This window comes from Enterovirga sp., assembly GCF_035325185.1.
Taxonomy (GTDB): Bacteria; Pseudomonadota; Alphaproteobacteria; order Rhizobiales; family Beijerinckiaceae; genus Enterovirga.
The window spans coordinates 12,520-30,745 of the sequence record NZ_DAOLAJ010000022.1; the positions used below are offsets into that span (position 1 = coordinate 12,520).

The window sequence follows — 18,226 nt, forward strand, 5'->3', positions numbered from 1 at the left end:
AACCGGGGGGGGCGCGGCAGCCGGGGAGCCCGCCCGCCACGGTTGGCAGGTCCCGCTCTTCTCCAAGGGCCGCGAGCACGGCGAGCGTGAAATCGGCGGAGGAAGCCGCGCCGAAGGCGAGGCCCGTCTTGCGTCCCTGGCGCACCCGCGCGACCGCATAGGGCAGGAAAGCCTCGCTCTCGCCCTCCTCGAAGGCGAGCGGCATCGAGTAATGCTGGATCGAGCCCGATTTCATCTCGATGCGGAAGGCGGGCAGGAGGAAGCTCTCGCGCCCGGCGGGATCCTCCATCACCGCGTAATCGACGAGCCGGATCGACTGGATGCGGTCGTCCTTGGCGCCGAACCAGCGCCGCGTGAGCACATAGGGAGGCAGGATCGTCCGCTCCAGCGCCTCGCGCTCGCGCCCTTCCAGCAGGGAGGCGAGGCCGTTGGTCAGGACGAGCGTGAACAGCTCCATCGGCGCAGGCGGCCCGAAGCGCGCGTCCCGCCCGTCGATCCGCGAGAGCTGGAACCAGTAGAAGCCATAGGCCGGGAGCGTCAGGAGATAGGGCCATTCGCCGACGGGCGGGAAGGCCGTCCCGCCCGTCATCTCCATGGGAGTGAGGCCTGTGAATTCGGAAAGGTCGAGTTCCACCGCCTGCGGCGCGCGCGAGACGTTGGCGACGCAGAGCACGATCTCGCTCCCGTGCTCGCGCAGATAGGCGAGGACCTTGCGGTTGGCCGGATAGAGGAAGCGCTGGGTTCCCCGCCCGAAGGCCGGGGTGGAGCGCCGCAGGCCGATCATCCGCCGCATCCAGTTGTAGAGCGAGGCGGGGCTGCGCGCCTGGCTTTCGACGTTGACCGCGTCGAAGCCGAAGATCGGGTCCTGGATGGTCGGCAGGTAGAGGCGGGCCGGGTCGCAGCGGGAGAAGCCGCCGTTGCGGTCGGGCGACCATTGCATCGGCGTGCGCACGCCGTCGCGGTCGCCGAGATAGATGTTGTCGCCCATCCCGATCTCGTCGCCGTAATACATGACGGGGGTGCCGGGCATGGAGAGCAGGAGCGAATTCAGAAGCTCGATCTTGCGGCGGTCGTTTTCGAGGGGCGGGGGGAGGCGGCGGCGGATGCCGAGATTGATCCGTGCCCGCCGGTCCGCCGCGTAGAAGGACCAGAGATAGTCGCGCTCCTTGTCCGTCACCATTTCGAGCGTCAGCTCGTCATGGTTGCGCAGGAAGATCGCCCATTGGCATCCCTCCGGGATCTCGGGCGTCTGGCGCATGATGTCGGTGACCGGGTGCCGGTCCTCCTGCGCCAGCGCCATGTACATGCGCGGCATCAGCGGGAAGTGGAAGGAGAGGTGGCATTCGTCGCCGTCTCCGAAATAGGGCGCGGTCTCCTCCGGCCACTGGTTGGCCTCGGCGAGAAGCATCCGGTCGGGATAGCGCGCGTCGAGCGCGGCCCTGATCTTCTTGATGACCGTATGCGTCTCGGGCAGGTTCTCGCAGTTGGTTCCCTCCCGCTCGACGAGATAGGGGATGGCGTCGAGCCGCAGCCCGTCCACGCCCATGTCGAGCCAGTAATACATGGTCTCGATCACCGATTCGAGGACGGCCGGGTTGTCGAAATTGAGATCGGGCTGGTGCGCGTAGAAGCGGTGCCAGAAATACTGGCCGGCCACCGGGTCCCAGGTCCAGTTGGAGGGCTCGGTGTCCAGGAAGATGATGCGCGTCTGCGCATAGATCTGGTCGGTATCCGACCAGACGTAGAAGTTCCGCTCCGGCGAGCCTTTCGGCGCCCGGCGCGCGGCCTGGAACCAGGGATGCTGGTCCGAGGTGTGGTTGATGACGAGTTCGGTGATCACCCGGATGCCGCGCGCATGGGCGGCGTCGATGAACGCCTTGAAATCCGCCATCGTGCCATAGGACGGGTTGATGTCGAGATAATCCTGGATGTCGTAGCCGTCGTCGCGCAGCGGCGAGGGATAGAACGGCATCACCCAGATCGCGGTGATTCCGAGATCGCGGATATAGTCCAGCTTCTGGGTCAGGCCGACGAAGTCCCCGATGCCGTCATTGTCGGCGTCGAAGAACGACTTGACATGGACCTGATAGATCAGGGCGTCGCGATACCATTGCGTGTCGGTGCGGTCGGTCATGCATCTGCGCCGGTGGGGGTGAGCGGGAGGGGCCGTGCGGGGGGGACCCCCCTTCCGGTCGCGCTGGCGCGCGACTCGACTTCCCCCACAAGGGGGGAAGGGGCGCGCGGGATACGCTGCGGCCCACCCTTCCCCCCTTGTGGGGGAAGTCGAGCAGGCGCGAAGCGCCGCCCGGAAGGGGGGGCACCCCGCAATGTCGTTCGTCTCACCGTCACCTCACATCTTCCCGAAGAAGCTGGTGATGTCGAAATAGATATCCTTCGTCTCCCTGGCCGGCGAGACGATGGTGAGGCGGTCGTAGGTGCGCCCCTCGTGGCGCAGCAGCGCCTGCATGGTCCGGCGCCAGCCGGGATAATGCCGGCGCAGATACTCGTATTCCTTCGGCACGCCCTCCACCGAGTTTTCCGCCACGATCGGGATCGCGCGCTCGAAGGAGAGGCCGTCCGGCTCGAGGGCGCGCGCAGGGACGACGATGAGCAGGAGGGCCAGGAGAGCGGCCGGTAAGCTGCGGGTCATGGGAAGCCTCATTCCCGGCCTGGCGGAACGAGCCGCCAGATCACGCAGGAGCGCTCGGCCGGATCGAGCGCGATGCGATGCGTCTTGCCGCGCAGCTCGAAGCGCCCGAAGCCGAGCAGGTCCTCGACCACGAGCGCGCCGTCATCCGGCAGGCCGAATTCCCAAAGCGGCACCTCGTAGCTGCATTCCTGCCGGTGATGCGGATCGAGATTGACGAGGATCAGCAGAGCGTTGTCCTTGGCTGGCGTCATGCGCAGGTAGGAGACGACGCTGTCGTTCCAGGCGTTCAGGAAGCGGATGTTGCGGAAGTCCCAGAGCGCCGGGTTCTCGCGCCTGATCCGGTTGAGCCGCGCGACATGCGCGCGGATGTGGCCCGGCCGGTCGTAATCCCAGACGCGGATCTGGTATTTCTCCGAATCGAGATATTCCTCCTTGCGGAAGAGCGCCGCCTCGCACAATTCGAAGCCGTTATAGATGCCCCAGGCCGAAGACAAAGTCGCGGCCAGCGTGGCGCGCACGACGAAGCCGGCCCGCCCGCTCGTCTGGAGATAGATCGGGTTGATGTCCGGTGTGTTGGTGAAGAAGTTAGGCCGGTAATATTCGCCCATCTCGCCGTGGGCCAGCTCGTTCATGTACTCCGTCAGCTCGTTCTTGGTGTCGCGCCAGGTGAAATACGTATAGCTCTGCTGGAAGCCGATCTTGGCGAGCTTCCTCATCATCTTCGGCCGCGTGAAGGCTTCGGCCAGGAAGATCGCGTCCGGATATCGCGCGCCCACCTCCGCGATCAGCCATTCCCAGAAGGGGAGGGGCTTGGTGTGCGGGTTGTCGACGCGGAAGATGCGCACGCCCTCGCGACACCAGAGAAGGACGACGTCGCGCAGGGCGTGCCAGAGGCCCGGCTTCGCCGCGCCGTAGAAGGAGACGTTGTAGATGTCCTCATAGGTCTTGGGCGGGTTCTCGGCATATTTCAGGCTGCCGTCCGGCCGGGTGTCGAACCAGTCCGGGTGCTGCCTGATCCAGGGGTGGTCGGGCGAGCATTGGATCGCGAAATCGAGCGCGATCTCGAGCCCGTGGTCATGCGCCGCCGCGACGAGGCGGCGAAACGCCTCGAGGCCGCCGAGATCCGCATGAACCGCTTCGTGGCCGCCGGTCTCGTCCCCGATGGCATAGACCGAGCCGACATCGCCCGGCTCCGCCGTGAGAGCGTTGTTGCGGCCCTTCCTGTTCGTGTGCCCGACCGGGTGGATGGGCGGGAAATAGAGCACGTCGAAGCCGAGATCCCGCACATGGGGCAACATGGCGGCGACGTCGTCGAAGGTCCCGTGGCGCGAGGCATCGTGGCTCATCGAGCGCGGGAACAGTTCGTACCACGCAGAGAATCGCGCGGCGAGACGGTCGGCGACCACGTGGAGTTCGCGATAACGCGAGGCGTTCTGCCGCTCGGCATGGCGGACGATCAGGGCGCGATTCGCCTCGTCGAGGAGAAGATCGAGCTGCGCCGCCGAGCCCGCCTCCGCGCGTGCGAGCCGCGCGGCAAGCTCCCGCAGCCCCTCCTCGTCGCCGTCCCGCGCGGCCCGCTCGGCGATGTGCGCGCCCTCGATCGTTTCCAGGCGGATGTCGCGCCCGGCCGCCATCTTCGCCTCGATCTCGTGCAGCCAGGAAGCCCAGGGATCGCGCCAGCCCTCGATCGTGAAGACGTAGCGGGCGTTGCGCTCGAGCGGAAAGGAGCCGCGCCAGCGGTCGTTGTCGACGGGCAGCATCGGCGCGCGGCGCCACGTCTCCTCGTCGGCCGGGCGATAGAGGATCTCGGCCGCGATTCTGTCGTGGCCGTCGGAGAAGATGTCGGCCCAGACCTCGACCACGTCGCCGGCGAGGCGCTTGACCGGCGTGCGGCCGCCATCCAGCTCCGGCCAGACGGATTCGATGACGACCCGGCCTTCGCCGTCCGGCTCAAGGCCGGAGGCGGCCTTGCCGCTCTCTGCGCGCCCGGCGGTGAAAATCCGCACCTCGCCCGGGCGGAGCGCCGTTGCTCCCGGCCCGAGCGGCGCCGGGGCGGCGCCGGGACTGCGCTCCAGGAAGGGGCCGAAGACGCCGCCCGCGCGGGTCAGGAGAGGGCCGGTCTCGACGATGATCTCTTCCTCTCCCGGATTGGCAAGAATCAGAAGCGCCGAGCGCGCCGCGACGGGATGTCCCCCTTCCAGGCGCAGCAGCGCCAGACAGGGCGCGTCGGGCGCGGAGAGAACATGCGCCGCGCCCTCGACATTGGCGGCGGGGATCGCGGCCTTGAGACGGTTGAGGGCGCCGATGCGGTTCGAGATGTCGATCCCGGTCTCCTCGCGGTCTCCCGGCGTGGTTTCGGCGACGTGGAGCTTGCGCCGGTAGCCCCATTCATAGCCGATCGGCATCAGGACGCCGGAGGAGAAGAAGGCGGCCAGCGCGTAGCGAAAAACGAGGGCGCGGGCGATGCGCTCGCGATCCCCGGCCGGGAACGCGGCGGCGAGGCGCCCCATGTCGTGGTTCTCGGGGAAGGCGATGGAGGGCGCGAGAAGGCGTGTCTTCTCGTAGGCGTCCATGGCCCAGGGCTTCCGGAGGTCCCACCAGGCGAAGGAGTTGAAGAGATAGTCGAAGCCGGCTTTTGCGGTGGCCTCCGTCTCGGCCTCCGAGCAGCCGAGCGTTTCCGCCGCGAAGAGGCAGGCGTCGCGCGCCCTCGCCCCGCCGATCAGCGCGCGCCAGACATCCGGCGGCACCTTGTAGGCGGCGTCGCACCGGAAGCCCGCGACGCCAAGCCCCTGCATGCGGGCGATGTAGCGGTCCCAATAGCCGAGCAGGAAGGAGCGCGCGTCCTCGCTTCGCCAGTCCAGCTCGGCGAGGTCGCCCCAGATTGTCCGCTTGCCGGGATCGTCGGGGTCGGTCGCGAAGGGGCTCTCCAGCTCTCCCCACGGATTGCGCAGGAACAGGTCGGGCCGGCTCTGTGCCAGGAGCGAATCCTTCGAGAGATGGTTGACGACGAGATCCGCCATCACCTTCAGGCCGTGCCGGCCCGCCTCCGCCGCGAAAGCGGCGATCGCCTCGTCGGGATCGCCGCCATCCGAGAGGCGCGGGTCGAGCGTCTCGGGGTCCTTGATGGCGTAGAGGCTGCCCGAGAAGCCGCTCTCGTGGAAGGGATTCACCTGGACCCAGTCGAAGCCCATCGCGGCGATGCGCGGCAATTCGCGCGACCAGGCCGAAACCGGGCCGACCAGGAGCGGGAACAGGTTGTAGATCCGGGGGCCGGTCCTCGCCGCGTCCGCCTGGATCGTCTCGTCGGTCCCGATCTCGCCCAAGAGCGTTCCCTCGTCCTTTTCGCCAGCGGATCACCGGCGCAGGGAAAGCGCAAGGCCGCGGCCCTCGCTTTCCATCGCCCGCGCGACCGTGGCGAGGGGGCCGCCGGGGCCGTGGATCGCCTCGAGATCGGCCGCGAGCCTGCGGCGCCAGTTCGGATGCTCCGCGACCGTGCCGGGAAGATTCACCTGCTCGCTCTGGCCGAGGACGTCCTCGTACTGGACGGCGCAGAGCGCCGAGGGCGTCCGGGCAAGATAGCGCAAGGCCGCCTCGCGCGGCGCCGTCTCCGGCGGTTCGGTCGCCGGGAGGAGATGTTCAGCGGCGAGCGCCTCGCAGAGCCGGCTCTTGTCCCCCGCCCGCCCGGCGCGCTCCTCGCCGGCCCGCTCGGGGCTGGAGAGGCCGAGATCCTCGCGCAGGCCGATATCGCGTCCCCTCCACCAGCCGGCGAAGGTCGGCAGGTCATGAGTGGCGAGCACCGCCATGGATTCACGCGGATAGGCCGCCGGCCGCTTGAAGCCCCCTTCCGCCTCGCGCTCGAAGAAGAGGACGCGGTGGCCGAGGATGCCGCAGGCCGCGATCGCCTCCGCGAAGCCGTCCGGCGCCGTGCCGAGGTCTTCCGCCACGATGAGGGCGCGGGCGCGGTGGCTCTCGATGCGCAGCACGGCCAGCATCGCGGCGAAGGGATAGGCGACATAGGCGCCGGCCTCTGCGCCTTTTCCCTCGGGAATGAGATAGAGCCGCCGCAACTGGAAGGCATGGTCGATCCGGAGCGCCCCCGCATGGCGCAGATTGGCGCGGACCAGGGCGCGGAAGGCGTCCAGGCCGTCCGCTTCCAGCCGCAGCGGATGAAGCGGGGGCAGGCCCCAATCCTGCCCCTGCGGGGCGAGGAGGTCGGGCGGCGCGCCGATCGACAGTCCCTCGCCGAAAAGGCCGGGCGCGCCCCAGACTTCCGAGCCGCCCCGGTCCGGGCCGACGGCGAGATCGCGATAGAGGCCGATGGCCATTCCCGCCCCCAGCGCCGCGTCCTGCGCCTCGCGAAGCTGACGATCCGCAACCTGCTGGAGCCAGGCATGGAAGGCGATTCGCTCAGGGTCCGCGGTCGCGAAGGCCGCGAGCGCCCCCGGCTCGCGGCGCCGGAACGCCTCCGGCCATTCCCCGAGCCAGCGTCGCCCCTCCTGCGCGAAATGCTCCGACAGGGCCTCGAACAGGGCGTGGTTCTCCAGCGCCGCACCGCCTTCGGCCCGGAACGAATCGAGGGCGGGCGCGAAGGCCTGCCGGTGCTCGACGAAAGAGGCTTCGAGGACGGGGGCGAGCAGGGCCCAGATCACGGCGTGATCGACGAGCGGCCGCGCCCTGAGCGCCGCGAGGTGGGCTGCGCGCCCGCTTTCGCCGAGGAGGCGCCCGGCCTCGCTGCCGGCGATCCGGGGAAGCGCCGCCGGATCGATATGCAGGGGCTCGAGGAAGAGGCGCGAGGAGGGGGAATAAGGCGAAACTTTCGTCCGGTCGGCCGCGAACAGGGCGTGGAGCGGCGACAGGCCGAGGAAGGAGGCGCCGCGGGCCGCAGCGCCCTTCGCCGCTTCCCGGACGTCTCCATAGCTGCCGATGCCGAAATTGCCCTCGGAGCGAAGGGCATAGACCTGGGCCGACACCCCCCAGCCGCGCCGTCCCTCGCGCATCCAGTCCGGCTCCCGGCAGCGGGGCGGGGCGGCGAGCACCGTCGCCGTGGCCGATGCGCTACCCGCCCGCGCCTCCAGCCGGTGATAGCCGGCCGGCAGGGCGGGAAGCTCCAGCAGGCCGTCCTTCGCCCGGCCCTCGTGCCGCCGGCCGCCCTCTTCGGCGAGGCCCCAGGAAGCCGTCCCGGCGAGGGCGAGGCTTTGCGGTTCTCCCGCGCGGGTCACGATCACGCGCGGCAGGAGGGTGCCGCGCAGATCGCTTGCCCGCGCAAAGCTCTCCGAGATTTCCGTCTCCGAGCCGCACGGGAAGCCGAGGCGGGCGAGGATGTCGCCGCCCCGAGCGCGCCCGGCCGCGACCTCCCGGCCGAACGCATCGCAATAGCGGGCCTCGATCCCGACGAGGTTCGCGAGCCTCTCGAAGGAGTCATCGCTCACGCGGCGGTCCTTGGAGGGGGCACACAGCTTCCCGATCGGTAGCCCGGATTCTCAAAAAAGCCTCGCGACGGCGCATGCGGCGATCGTCAATCCCGGTTCAGAAACAGAACCAGCGAACGGGGTTGGAGAAGGAAGGTTCCGCCTGCTTCCGGCTCCCTCGGCGCCGCGGGCTCGCCCTCCGGCTCGCCAGTATCGAGGACGAGGCGCCAGGGTCCTTCAGGCGGAAGGCGGAAAGCGATCTCTTCCTCGCCCGCCTGCATCAGGACGAGAAGGCGGACGGCGCCCGGCCCCTCGCCGATCCGCATCCCGAGGCAGCGCCGATCGGCATCCTGCCAGTCTTCCGGCCCCATCTCGCGGCCCTCCGGCGCGAGCCAGCGGATGCCGGTCTCCCAGCCGGCGAGGAGGCATTCGCGCCGCAGTCGCAGGAGCCCGGCCACGAAATCCGGCAGGCTGGGATCCAGGGCCGGTCCTTTCTCCCAGTCGATCCAGCTCGTGCGGTTGTCCTGGGCATAGGCGTTGTTGTTGCCGCCCTGGCTCCGCGAGACTTCGTCGCCCGCGAGCAGCATCGGCACGCCCCGGGCCAGGACCAGGCTCGCCAGGAGGTTGCGCGCGGTGCGGGCGCGGAGAGCCAGGACGGCCGGGTCGGAGGTCGCGCCCTCGTGGCCGAAATTCTGCGACAGCTCGTGAGGATGCCCGTCGCGGTTGCCCTCCCCGTTGGCGAAATTGTGCCGGCGCGCATGGCTGACGAGATCGCGCAGCGTGAAGCCGTCATGCGAAGAGACATAGTTGATCGAGGATTGCGCCGAGCGGCCCGCTGCCGGGAAGGTCCGCGGCGAGCCCGCGAGCGCCTCGGCGAGGTCCGGCACCCGGCCGTCGCCCCGCCAGAAGGCTCGCAGGGCGTCGCGCGCGCGGTCGTTCCATTCCCCCCAGCCGGTCGGGAAGCCGCCGAGGCGATAGCCGTCCCGGCCGAGATCCCAGGGCTCGGCGATCAGCTTGAGCCCGCTCAGGGCGGGGTCGGCCTCGATGGCGGCGAAGAAGGCCGAATGCGGATCGAAGTCATCGACGTCGCGCGCCAGGGCGGGGGCGAGGTCGAAGCGGAAGCCGTCGACGCCGTATTCCTCGGCCCAGTGGCGCAGCGCGTCGATGGCAAGGCGCCGCACTGCCGGATGGCCGAGATCGAGGCTGTTGCCGCAGCCCGTGACGTCGAGGAGCCGTCCGGGCTCCCCGGGCCGGCTCTTATAGTAGCTGGCATTGTCGATGCCCCGGAAGGAGAGGACGGGACCGTCCTCGCCGCCCTCCGCGGTGTGGTTCAGGACGATGTCGAGGATCACCTCGATGCCGGCGCCGTGCAGCGCCCGCACGGCCTGTTTCAGCCCGACCGGGCCGAGCGGCCCGAAATAGCGCGGCTCGGGCGCGAAGTAATTGAGGGTGGAATAGCCCCAGTAATTGACGAGGCCGCGCGCGAGGAGCGCGGGCTCGTCGGCGATGGCCTGGATCGGCAGCAGCTCCAAAGCCGTGACGCCGAGGCGCAGGAGATGCTCGATCACGGCCGGATGGCCGAGCGCCGCATAGGTCCCGCGCAGGGCAGGCGGGACCTGCGGGTGAAGGCGCGTCAGGCCCCGGACATGGGCTTCGTAGATGACCGTCTCGCGCCAGGGCCGGCAGGGACGGTCATGGCATGGCGGGTCCGGCGGGGCGGCCACGATCCCGCGCGGCAGGGCATCGGGGGGAGGGAAGGCCCCCGCGAGGGGAGGCCCGGGCCGGTAGGGCCCCGAGAGCAGCTTCGCATAGGGATCGAGGAGCGGCCGCTCGGGATCGAAGCGGTGGCCCTTTTCGGGCCGCCAGGGACCGTGGACGCGGAAGAGATAGGCTTGTCCGGGCAGGAGGCCTGCGAGGCGGCCGTGCCAGACATTCCCCGTCCGCGACGGGAGGCGGCAGCGCGTCTCCCGCCCCTCGGGATCGAAGAGGCACAGATCCACCGCCGTCGCATGGGCCGAGAAGAGCGCGAAATTGACGCCCGAGCCGTCGAAGACGGCGCCGAGCGGCGCCGGGGCGCCTGCCTCGGCGATCAAGATCCGGGTCGCGCCTCAGCCCGTCGCGCCGAGATTTCCGCTCGATGGAGCCGCCATCGGGTCGGTGGCCCGGAGCGCGCCGAGGAAGCTCTGCCACCAGTCATTGACCGTGTGGCCCTCGAGGACGCGCATCATCTCCTGCCAGCGATCCCGCCTCTCGCCGCGCGACATGCGCAGCGCCTGGTCGATCGCCCCCGCCGTCGCCATGGAATCGTAGGGATTGACCAGGAGGGCCCCCTGTTCCAGCTCGAAGGCGGCGCCGGCATAGCGGGACAGAACGAGCACGCCCGGATTCTCGGGATCCTGGGAGGCCACATATTCCTTGGCGACGAGGTTCATGCCGTCGCGCAGCGGCGTGACGAGCCCGACATCCGCCATGCGGTAGAGCCCCATCAGCGTCGCGTGCGGGACGCTCTGGTTGACGTAGCGGATGGGCGTCCAGTCGAAATCGCCGTAGGCGCCGTTGGCCTCGCCGACCTGGGTCGCGACATCGCGCTCCAATTCGGCATATTCCGGCACCTCGGAGCGTGATTTCGGGGTGATCTGGAGATAGCTGACCCGCCCGCGCTCCTCCTGGTGCGTCGTCAGATAGGCGACGAAGGACCGGATGCGCTCCCGCAAGCCCTTGGAATAGTCGAGGCGGTCGACCCCGATGAGGAGGCGCTTGCCCTCGATGCTGGCCAGCATGCGCTTGGTGGACGCAAGCCCGACCGACTTCTCGGCCGCGGCCGCGATGCCGGCCGTGTCGATCCCGATCGGGAACGCGGCGACCTGGACCTGGCGCTCGCCGACCGTCAGAAGGCCCTCGCCCGAGGAGGTCGCGAGACCCTCCTCCAGAACGCAGCGCTGGAAATGGGAGGCGTCGCGCTCGGTCTGGAACCCCACGACGTCATAGGCGAGCAGCCCCTCCAGCAGGCGGCGGTAGCGCGGCAGGGCGCTGATCACCTCCGGCGGCGGCCAGGGGATGTGCAGGAAGAAGCCGATCCGGTTGCCGAGGCCGCGCCCGCGCAGGGCCGCGCCGAGCGGGATGAGGTGGTAGTCATGCACCCAGATGAGATCTGTCGGCTGGACGAGCCCGGCGAGCTTGCGGGCGAAGAGATCGTTGACCCGGAAATAGGCCTGGGTCTCGCGATCGGAGAAGCGGGCGAGATCGAGGCGGTAATGGCAGACGGGCCACAGCGCCCGGTTCGAGAAGCCGAGATAGTAGTCGTCGACGTCGCGCCGCGTCAGGTCGGTCGTGGCGAAGGTGACGGGCCCGGATTGCTGCATGTGGAGCGAATCGGCGTCGATGGCGGCGCGGGCCTCGCCCGACCAGCCGAACCAGATCCCGCCGCTCGCGCGCAAAGCCGCTTCGAGAGCCACCGCGAGGCCGCCCGCTCCCCCGCCGCCGCGCGGATTCGGAACCGAGACCCGGTTCGAGACCACGATCAGCCGCGGTCCCCCGCTCGGCCCGTCCGTGGCCCGCAGCGAGCTTTTCGACAGGAATCCCGGGAACGTATCCCGGGACAGGATCGGAGCCTTGGGCATCATCGAGACAATCATGCCTGCATCATCCTGACCGAGAGGCGGAAGGCCCGCCTCGGATGCCCCGAGCACCATACTGGATGCACCTTCGCGAGATTTGCAGGACTAACCTGAACGGCAGATGATGGTTCCTGCCGAGGCGGCCCGAGGCGCGGCGGAACGGCCTTTCGTCTCCTGGCGGACGGCCCGAGGACCTGTGGATATCCGCCGCCGGATGTCCGGACGATCTCTCACGCCGCGGGGAGGTCGGCGAGCGCCGCCCGCCCGGCCGCCCAGAGCCTCAGCCAGCGGCGGAAGGCGACGGCGTCCTCGAGCCGGCGCGTCGCTGCCGTGGGTCCCGGCCCGAGCTTGATCGAGAGCCCGCCGAGGGCGTTGACGGCCTCGAAGCCGTGCTCGTCCGTGTGGTCGTCCCCCGCGAAGACGGGCGAGCGCCCGCGATAGGGCGGCTGCTCCATGAGGTCGCCGATCGCGCCTCCCTTTCCCGAGGCGGCCGGGACGATCTCGCGCACCGCCTTGCCGTCCTGGATGCGGTAGCCGGGACCCAGCTCGCGGGCGAGATCCGCCATCGCGGCCATGGCCTCCGCCTCGGCCTGCGGCGCCATCCGCCAATGCAGCGCGACCCCCACCTCCTTGTCCTCGACGAGCACGCCCGGCCGGTCGGCGAAGGCGCGGCGGAGCGCGGCGACCTGGGGCGCGATCCCGGCGAGCCCCGGGGGGCGGGAGAACCGCCCCGCGACCCGGCGCTCGAGCCCGTGCATGCCGCAGATGTCGAGGTCCCCGGCCCGCAGGAACCCGTCGATATCGGCGACCGTGCGCCCCGAGACGATGGCGAGCGCTCCCCCGAGGCTCGCGGCGAGGTCGGAGAGGAGCGCGGGCAGGTCGGGCTCCACCTCGATGGCGTCCGGCCGCTCGGCGATGTCCACGAGCGTGCCGTCGAAATCCAGGAACAGCGCGAAGCGGGGATCGGGGGGCTGGCTCACGCGCGGGCTATCCTGGCTGGGCCTTCGTGCCGCATTCCGTCCCCTCCCTCCGCCGTCCTGATTCGCCCGCCCATGCTAACGCCTGCGCTCCATCTGGGAATGCCCGCCCGCGGGTCCGTCCCATGCTGATTCCCGTCGCCGATCCCGACGATCCGCGCGTCGCTCCCTTCCGCTCCCTGCGCGAGCGCGATCTCGCGACCCGCGCCGGGGGGCGTCCCGGCGCCTTCGTGGCCGAGGGCGAGGTCGTGCTGCGGCTCCTGCTCTCGGAGCGCTCGCGCTTCCGGCCGCTCTCCATCCTGATCGCGGAGAACCGCGTCGGGCCCCTGGCCAGCCTCCTGCCCGACGGGGCCCGCGGGGCGCCCGTCCATGTCGCGCCCCCCGGGGTCCTGGAGCGCATCGCCGGCTTTCCGATTCATCGCGGCGTCCTCGCGCTCGGCGAGCGCCCGCCCCCGCCCGAGCCGGGCGCGCTGCTACCCGCTCGCGGCCCCTCGCTCGTCCTCGGGCTGATCGGCCTCGCCAATCACGACAATGTCGGCGGCGCGTTCCGCAACGCGGCGGCCTTCGGCGCGGATGCCGTCCTGCTCGACGGGGCAAGCTGCGACCCGCTCTACCGCAAGGCGATCCGGGTCTCGGTCGGGGCCGCGCTCACGGTGCCTTTCGCACGAGGCGGCGCGGCGGAGGGGCTGGTCGATCTTCTTCTGCGCGCCGGCTACACGCCCTTCGCCCTCAGCCCGGCGGGCTCGGCGCGGCTCGGCGAGGTCGCCTGGCCGCCCCGGACCGCGCTGCTCGTGGGCGCGGAGGGCGCCGGCCTGCCGCCCCCGCTGATCGCGCGCCTGCGCTCCGTGCGGATCGAGATGGCGCCCGGCTTCGATTCGCTGAACGTCGCCACCGCCGCCGGGATCGCGCTTCACGCCGCCGCGACGTCGCGCGGGATGGAACCTCATTGACGCGCAGGGGCTTGCGGACCCACCTTAGTCCGGCGTGCTTCGGTGGCGCGTGGAAAAGGACGGGTGGAAGCGTGATGACGGTCAGGGTTTCCGGGAAGAACCTCGACATCGGCGACAGCCTTCGCGCTCAGGTCGAGGAGCGGGTCGCGGCAGCCATCGTGAAATATGCCGAGGGGCGCGGCTCGGGCCAGGTGGTGGTCTCGCGCGACGGTTCCGGCTTTCGGACCGATTGCGTGGTCAATCTCGGCTCGGGCATGCGCCTCGAATCGGCGGGGCTCGCGAACGACGCCTATGCGAGCTTCGACCAGTCCGCCCTGCGGATCGAGAAGCGGATGCGGCGCCACAAGCGGCGCATCAAGGACCGGCTCAGCGAGACCCCGAGCCCCAGCAACGCGGCGATCGAGAGCGCCTATGCGATCCTCAGCGCGCCCGACGAGGCCGTGGAGGAGCCCGAATACCATCCCATCGTGATCGCGGAGACGACCCGGCCGCTGAACAAGCTCTCGGTGAGCGAGGCGGTGCTGGAACTCGACCTGTCGGGCTCTCCGGTCGTCGTGTTCCGGCATGCTGGCAATGGCCGGGTGAACGTCGTATATCGCCGCAACGATGGATCCATCGGGTGGGTCGACCCGCCGTCGACCGATAGCTGAGACACGAACCGGCCACGATTGGCCACGAGCCTGTTTCGGGATGCGTCGAAGACGCCTTTCGAGACAGGTTCTGTAAAGAGACCGATGCCACAGCTCGATTTCCTGTCGCCCGAGGCGATCGCGCCGTCCCTCAGGGCCGGCTCCAAGAAGCAGGCGCTCCACGACCTTGCGAGCCAGGCCTCCCGCCTCGTCGGACGCGACGAGCGGGAGATCTTCGACACGCTTCTCCAGCGCGAGCGACTCGGCTCGACCGGGATCGGCGAGGGAATCGCCATTCCGCACGGCAAGCTGCCCAAGCTCGACAGGCTGTTCGGCCTTTTCGCCCGGCTCGAGCGCCCGATCGATTTCGACGCGATCGACGGCGAGCCGGTAGACATGCTCTTCCTGCTGCTCGCGCCCGAGGGGGCGGGCGCGGATCACCTCAAGGCGCTCGCGCGAATCGCCCGCATGATGCGCGAGCCCGGAATCCACGAGCGCATCCGCGCCGCGCGCGACGCCAGCGCCCTCTACGCCGTCCTGACCCAGGACCAGACGCCTCAGGCCGCCTGAGCCTCGCGCGGTTGGCCGCGGCGGGCGAATATGGTCTTGATCGGCCATGGCCCGGCTCACGGATGAATGCCTCGCGACCGGCGGCTCCCTGTCCCTCGAGGCGGCAGCGGCGCTGATCAAGGCGCGCGTGCCGGTGGCCGCGGGCATCGAGACCGTCCCGCTCGCCGCGGCGGACGGCCGCATCGCGGCTGAGGACGTCACGGCGGCCATCCGGCTGCCGCCCCACGACAATGCGGCGGTGGACGGCTATGCCGTCCGCCATGCCGATCTCGGCGTGGGCGAGACCTGGCTCCCCCTCGCCGGACGAATCGCCGCGGGCGATGCGCCGGGGCCCGGCGCCATGGCCGGCCGGGCCGTCCGCATCTTCACCGGCGCGCCCCTGCCGCCGGGCCTGGACACGGTCTTCATGCAGGAGAGCGTCCGCCGGGACGGGGACCAGGTCGCGCTCCCGCCGGGTGCCGCGCCCGGCGCCCATCGCCGCCGCGCGGGCGAGGATGCGGAGGCGGGCGAGGTGATCGTCCGGGCCGGAACGCGGCTGCGGCCGCAGCATCTGGCCCTGGCCGCGGCGACCGGGCACGAGCGCATCGCCGTGCGGCGGCCTCTGCGCGTCGCGCTCTTCTCGACCGGCAACGAACTGGCCGAGCCCGGCGCCGCCCTCGCGCCCGGCCGGGTCTACGATTCGAATCGCCCGCTCCTCGCCGCCCTCCTGCGGCGGGCGGGGGCGGATCTGCGCGACGGCGGCATCCTGCGCGATTCGGCCGGGCTCGTCGGGCGCCGCCTCGTCGAAGCCTGCGGGGAGGCCGATCTCGTCGTGACCTCCGGCGGCGTCTCGGCCGGCGACGAGGACCATGTCGCGGCCGCCCTTGCCCGCGAGGGAGAGCTGGCCTTCTGGCGCCTCGCCCTCAAGCCGGGCCGGCCGGTCGCGATGGGGCTGATCGGCGGCACGCCGGTCATGGGCCTGCCCGGCAATCCGGTCGCCGCCTATGTCACCTATGCCTTCGTCGCGGCGCCGCTCCTCGCGCGGCTCGGCGGGGCGACGTGGCAGAAGCCGCCCTCGCTGCTGGTCCGGGCGGCTTTCGCCCATCGCCGCAAGGCCGGCCGGCGCGAATATCTGCGCGTCAGCCTGTGCGAGGGAGCGGACGGGGAGGCGGAGCTGGTCAAGTTCCCGCGGGAGGGCAGCGCCCTTCTCTCCTCGCTGACCGGCAGCGACGGCCTCGCAGAGCTGCCCGAGGATCTGGCCGAGGTCGTGCCGGGAAGCCGGCTGCGCTTCTTCTCCCACCTCGCCCTGCAATCGCCCTGACGTCCTGCGGGCACGACCGAGGAATCGACCGATGTGGCAGCCCGCGGCCTCCTATCCCGACCCCGCCGTGCGGAGCCTCGATGCGAGCTTCGAGCGCTACCGCCTGCCGCTCGCGGCGGTGGAGCGAATCGCCACGGGCTGCCGCTGGGCCGAGGGCCCGGTCTGGTTCGGCGACATGCGCCAGCTCGTCTGGAGCGACATCCCCAACAACCGCATGCTGCGCTGGGACGAGGAGACGGGGGCCGTTTCCGTCTTCCGCAAGCCCTCCGACTGGGCGAACGGCAATACGCGCGACCGCCAGGGCCGGCTCGTCACCTGCCATCACGCCCGCTATCTCGGCCGGACCGAGCATGACGGCTCGATCACGGTGCTGGCGGACCGTTTCGAGGGCCGCCGGCTGAACTCGCCCAACGACGTGGTGGTGAAATCCGACGGCTCGATCTGGTTCACCGACCCGCTCTTCGGCATTCTCGGCCATTACGAAGGCCGCAAGGCGCCCTCGGAGGTGCCGGCTGCCCTCTACCGCCTCGATCCGGCGGCGGGAGAGCTGGCCTGTCTCGCCGACGACATCCCCGGCCCGAACGGGCTCGCCTTCTCGCCCGACGAAAGCCTTCTCTACGTCGTCGCCTCCCGCGCCGAGCCTCACCGCCTGATCCTCGCCTATGACGTCGTCGGCGGCACGCGGCTCGGCAGCTGGCGCGTGGTGGTCGATGCCGGGCCGGACGGCACGCCGGACGGGTTCCGCGTCGATATCGACGGCAATCTCTGGTGCGGCTGGGGCATGGGACGCGTGGAGCTGGACGGGGTGATGGTCTTCAATCCCGAGGGCCGCGCCATCGGCCGCATCGCGCTCCCCGAGCGCTGCGCGAATCTGTGCTTCGGCGGCGTCATGCGCAACCGCCTCTTCATGGCGGCGAGCCAGTCGGTCTACGCCCTCTATGTGAACACGCAGGGCGTCGCGGGGGGATAGCTTGCCGCTCGCGGGGAGAGGCATGCGGGCGCCGGACTTCCCATCCGGCCTTCGGGGCGCGATATGAGGGCAACATTGTTGCGGCCGAGGCCGCGCCTCACCGGATCGATCCATGGCTGAGAAAATCCCCGTCACCGTGCTGACCGGCTATCTCGGGGCCGGCAAGACCACCCTCCTCAACCGCATCCTGACCGAGCAGCACGGTAGGAAATACGCCGTCATCGTCAACGAGTTCGGCGAGATCGGCATCGACAACGACCTCGTCGTCGGCGCGGACGAGGAGGTCTTCGAGATGAACAACGGCTGCATCTGCTGCACCGTGCGCGGCGACCTCATCCGCATCATCGAGGGGCTGATGAAGCGGCGCGGCAAGTTCGACGCCATCATCGTCGAGACGACCGGCCTCGCCGACCCCGCCCCCGTCGCCCAGACCTTCTTCGTCGACGAGGACGTGGCCGAGCGCGCCCGGCTCGATGCCGTCGTCACGGTCGCTGACGCCAAATGGCTGACCGAGCGCCTCCGGGACGCGCCCGAGGCCAAGAACCAGATCGCCTTCGCGGACGTGATCCTGCTCAACAAGGCCGATCTCGTCACGCCCGGGGAACTGGACGAGGTCGAGAAGCGCATCCGCGCCATCAACCCGCAGGCGCGGATTCACCGGACCGTGAATTGCGACATCCCGATCGCCGACGTGCTCGACCGCAAGGCTTTCGACCTCGACCGCATCATGGAGGTCGAGCCCGATTTCTTGGAGGAGGGCCATCACCATCACCACGACGACCACATGGTCTCGTTCTCCTTTCGCGGCGGGGAGGTCGACCCGGACAAGTTCATGCCCTGGATTTCCGATCTGACGCAGCGCGAGGGGCCGAGCATCCTGCGCTGCAAGGGCATCGTGGCCTTTCCGCAGGAGCCGAGGCGCTTCGTCTTCCAGGGGGTGCACATGATCCTGGACGGCGACCTGCAGCGCGAATGGCGCAAGGACGAGAAGCGCGAGAGCCGCGTCGTCTTCATCGGCCGCGACCTCGATCGCAAAGCCTACGAGGACGGGTTCAAGGCGTGCGCGGCGTGATGGCCGGGTCGCACGACGCCCCCCTCCCCCCTTGTGGGGGAGGCCGAGCAGGCGCGAAGCGCCGCCCGGGAGGGGGGAGGACA

13 protein-coding genes are annotated in these 18,226 nt (G+C 70.2%); 6 read left to right on the forward strand and 7 right to left on the reverse strand.

Annotated elements, in window-relative coordinates:
• The 7 genes from treS to otsB form a co-directional block, all read right to left on the reverse strand.
• On the reverse strand, positions 1-2,134 hold a 2,134-nt coding region (gene treS / locus PKD06_RS06605; RefSeq protein ID WP_324378820.1), incomplete at its 3' end, for a maltose alpha-D-glucosyltransferase.
• 216 nt (positions 2,135-2,350) lie between these two features.
• Positions 2,351-2,650, reverse strand: coding sequence for a hypothetical protein (locus tag PKD06_RS06610; RefSeq protein ID WP_324378822.1), 300 nt, complete (start codon positions 2,648-2,650; stop codon positions 2,351-2,353).
• Between the two features lie 8 nt (positions 2,651-2,658).
• Positions 2,659-5,973, reverse strand: coding sequence for a maltotransferase domain-containing protein (locus tag PKD06_RS06615; protein ID WP_324378824.1), 3,315 nt, complete (start codon positions 5,971-5,973; stop codon positions 2,659-2,661).
• A gap of 30 nt (positions 5,974-6,003) precedes the next feature.
• Positions 6,004-8,079 carry a 4-alpha-glucanotransferase gene (malQ, locus tag PKD06_RS06620; RefSeq protein ID WP_324378826.1) on the reverse strand — a complete coding sequence of 692 codons (2,076 nt, stop codon included), beginning with the start codon at positions 8,077-8,079 and terminating at the stop codon, positions 6,004-6,006.
• An 86-nt stretch (positions 8,080-8,165) separates the two neighbouring features.
• Positions 8,166-10,151 carry a glycogen debranching protein GlgX gene (gene glgX, locus PKD06_RS06625; RefSeq protein ID WP_324378827.1) on the reverse strand — a complete coding sequence of 662 codons (1,986 nt, stop codon included), beginning with the start codon at positions 10,149-10,151 and terminating at the stop codon, positions 8,166-8,168.
• 15 nt (positions 10,152-10,166) lie between these two features.
• Positions 10,167-11,693 (reverse strand): trehalose-6-phosphate synthase, encoded by a 1,527-nt coding sequence (locus PKD06_RS06630; RefSeq protein WP_324378829.1) that lies wholly within the window; start codon positions 11,691-11,693, stop codon positions 10,167-10,169.
• A gap of 212 nt (positions 11,694-11,905) precedes the next feature.
• Positions 11,906-12,655 (reverse strand): trehalose-phosphatase, encoded by a 750-nt coding sequence (otsB, locus tag PKD06_RS06635; RefSeq protein ID WP_324378831.1) that lies wholly within the window; start codon positions 12,653-12,655, stop codon positions 11,906-11,908.
• Between the two features lie 122 nt (positions 12,656-12,777).
• Between otsB and PKD06_RS06640 the strand changes: the two genes are divergently transcribed.
• The 6 genes from PKD06_RS06640 to PKD06_RS06665 all read left to right on the forward strand — a co-directional run bounded on the left by PKD06_RS06640 (position 12,778) and on the right by PKD06_RS06665 (position 18,143).
• Entirely contained in the window at positions 12,778-13,602 is an 825-nt protein-coding gene (locus tag PKD06_RS06640) for an RNA methyltransferase (RefSeq protein ID WP_324378833.1), read from the forward strand.
• Between the two features lie 74 nt (positions 13,603-13,676).
• Entirely contained in the window at positions 13,677-14,252 is a 576-nt protein-coding gene (raiA, locus tag PKD06_RS06645; protein WP_324378835.1) for a ribosome-associated translation inhibitor RaiA, read from the forward strand.
• 84 nt (positions 14,253-14,336) lie between these two features.
• On the forward strand, positions 14,337-14,801 hold the full coding sequence (gene ptsN / locus PKD06_RS06650; protein ID WP_324378837.1) for a PTS IIA-like nitrogen regulatory protein PtsN: 465 nt from the start codon (positions 14,337-14,339) through the stop codon (positions 14,799-14,801).
• Between the two features lie 46 nt (positions 14,802-14,847).
• Positions 14,848-16,101, forward strand: a complete 1,254-nt coding sequence (glp, locus tag PKD06_RS06655; protein ID WP_324378839.1) for a gephyrin-like molybdotransferase Glp — start codon at positions 14,848-14,850, stop codon at positions 16,099-16,101.
• 31 nt (positions 16,102-16,132) lie between these two features.
• A complete protein-coding gene (locus PKD06_RS06660) occupies positions 16,133-17,071 on the forward strand; it encodes an SMP-30/gluconolactonase/LRE family protein (protein ID WP_324378841.1) in 939 nt (312 codons plus the stop codon).
• A 112-nt stretch (positions 17,072-17,183) separates the two neighbouring features.
• Positions 17,184-18,143: a GTP-binding protein gene (locus tag PKD06_RS06665; protein ID WP_324378844.1), complete on the forward strand. Its 960-nt coding sequence runs from the start codon at positions 17,184-17,186 to the stop codon at positions 18,141-18,143.
• Positions 18,144-18,226: the final 83 nt, after the last annotated feature.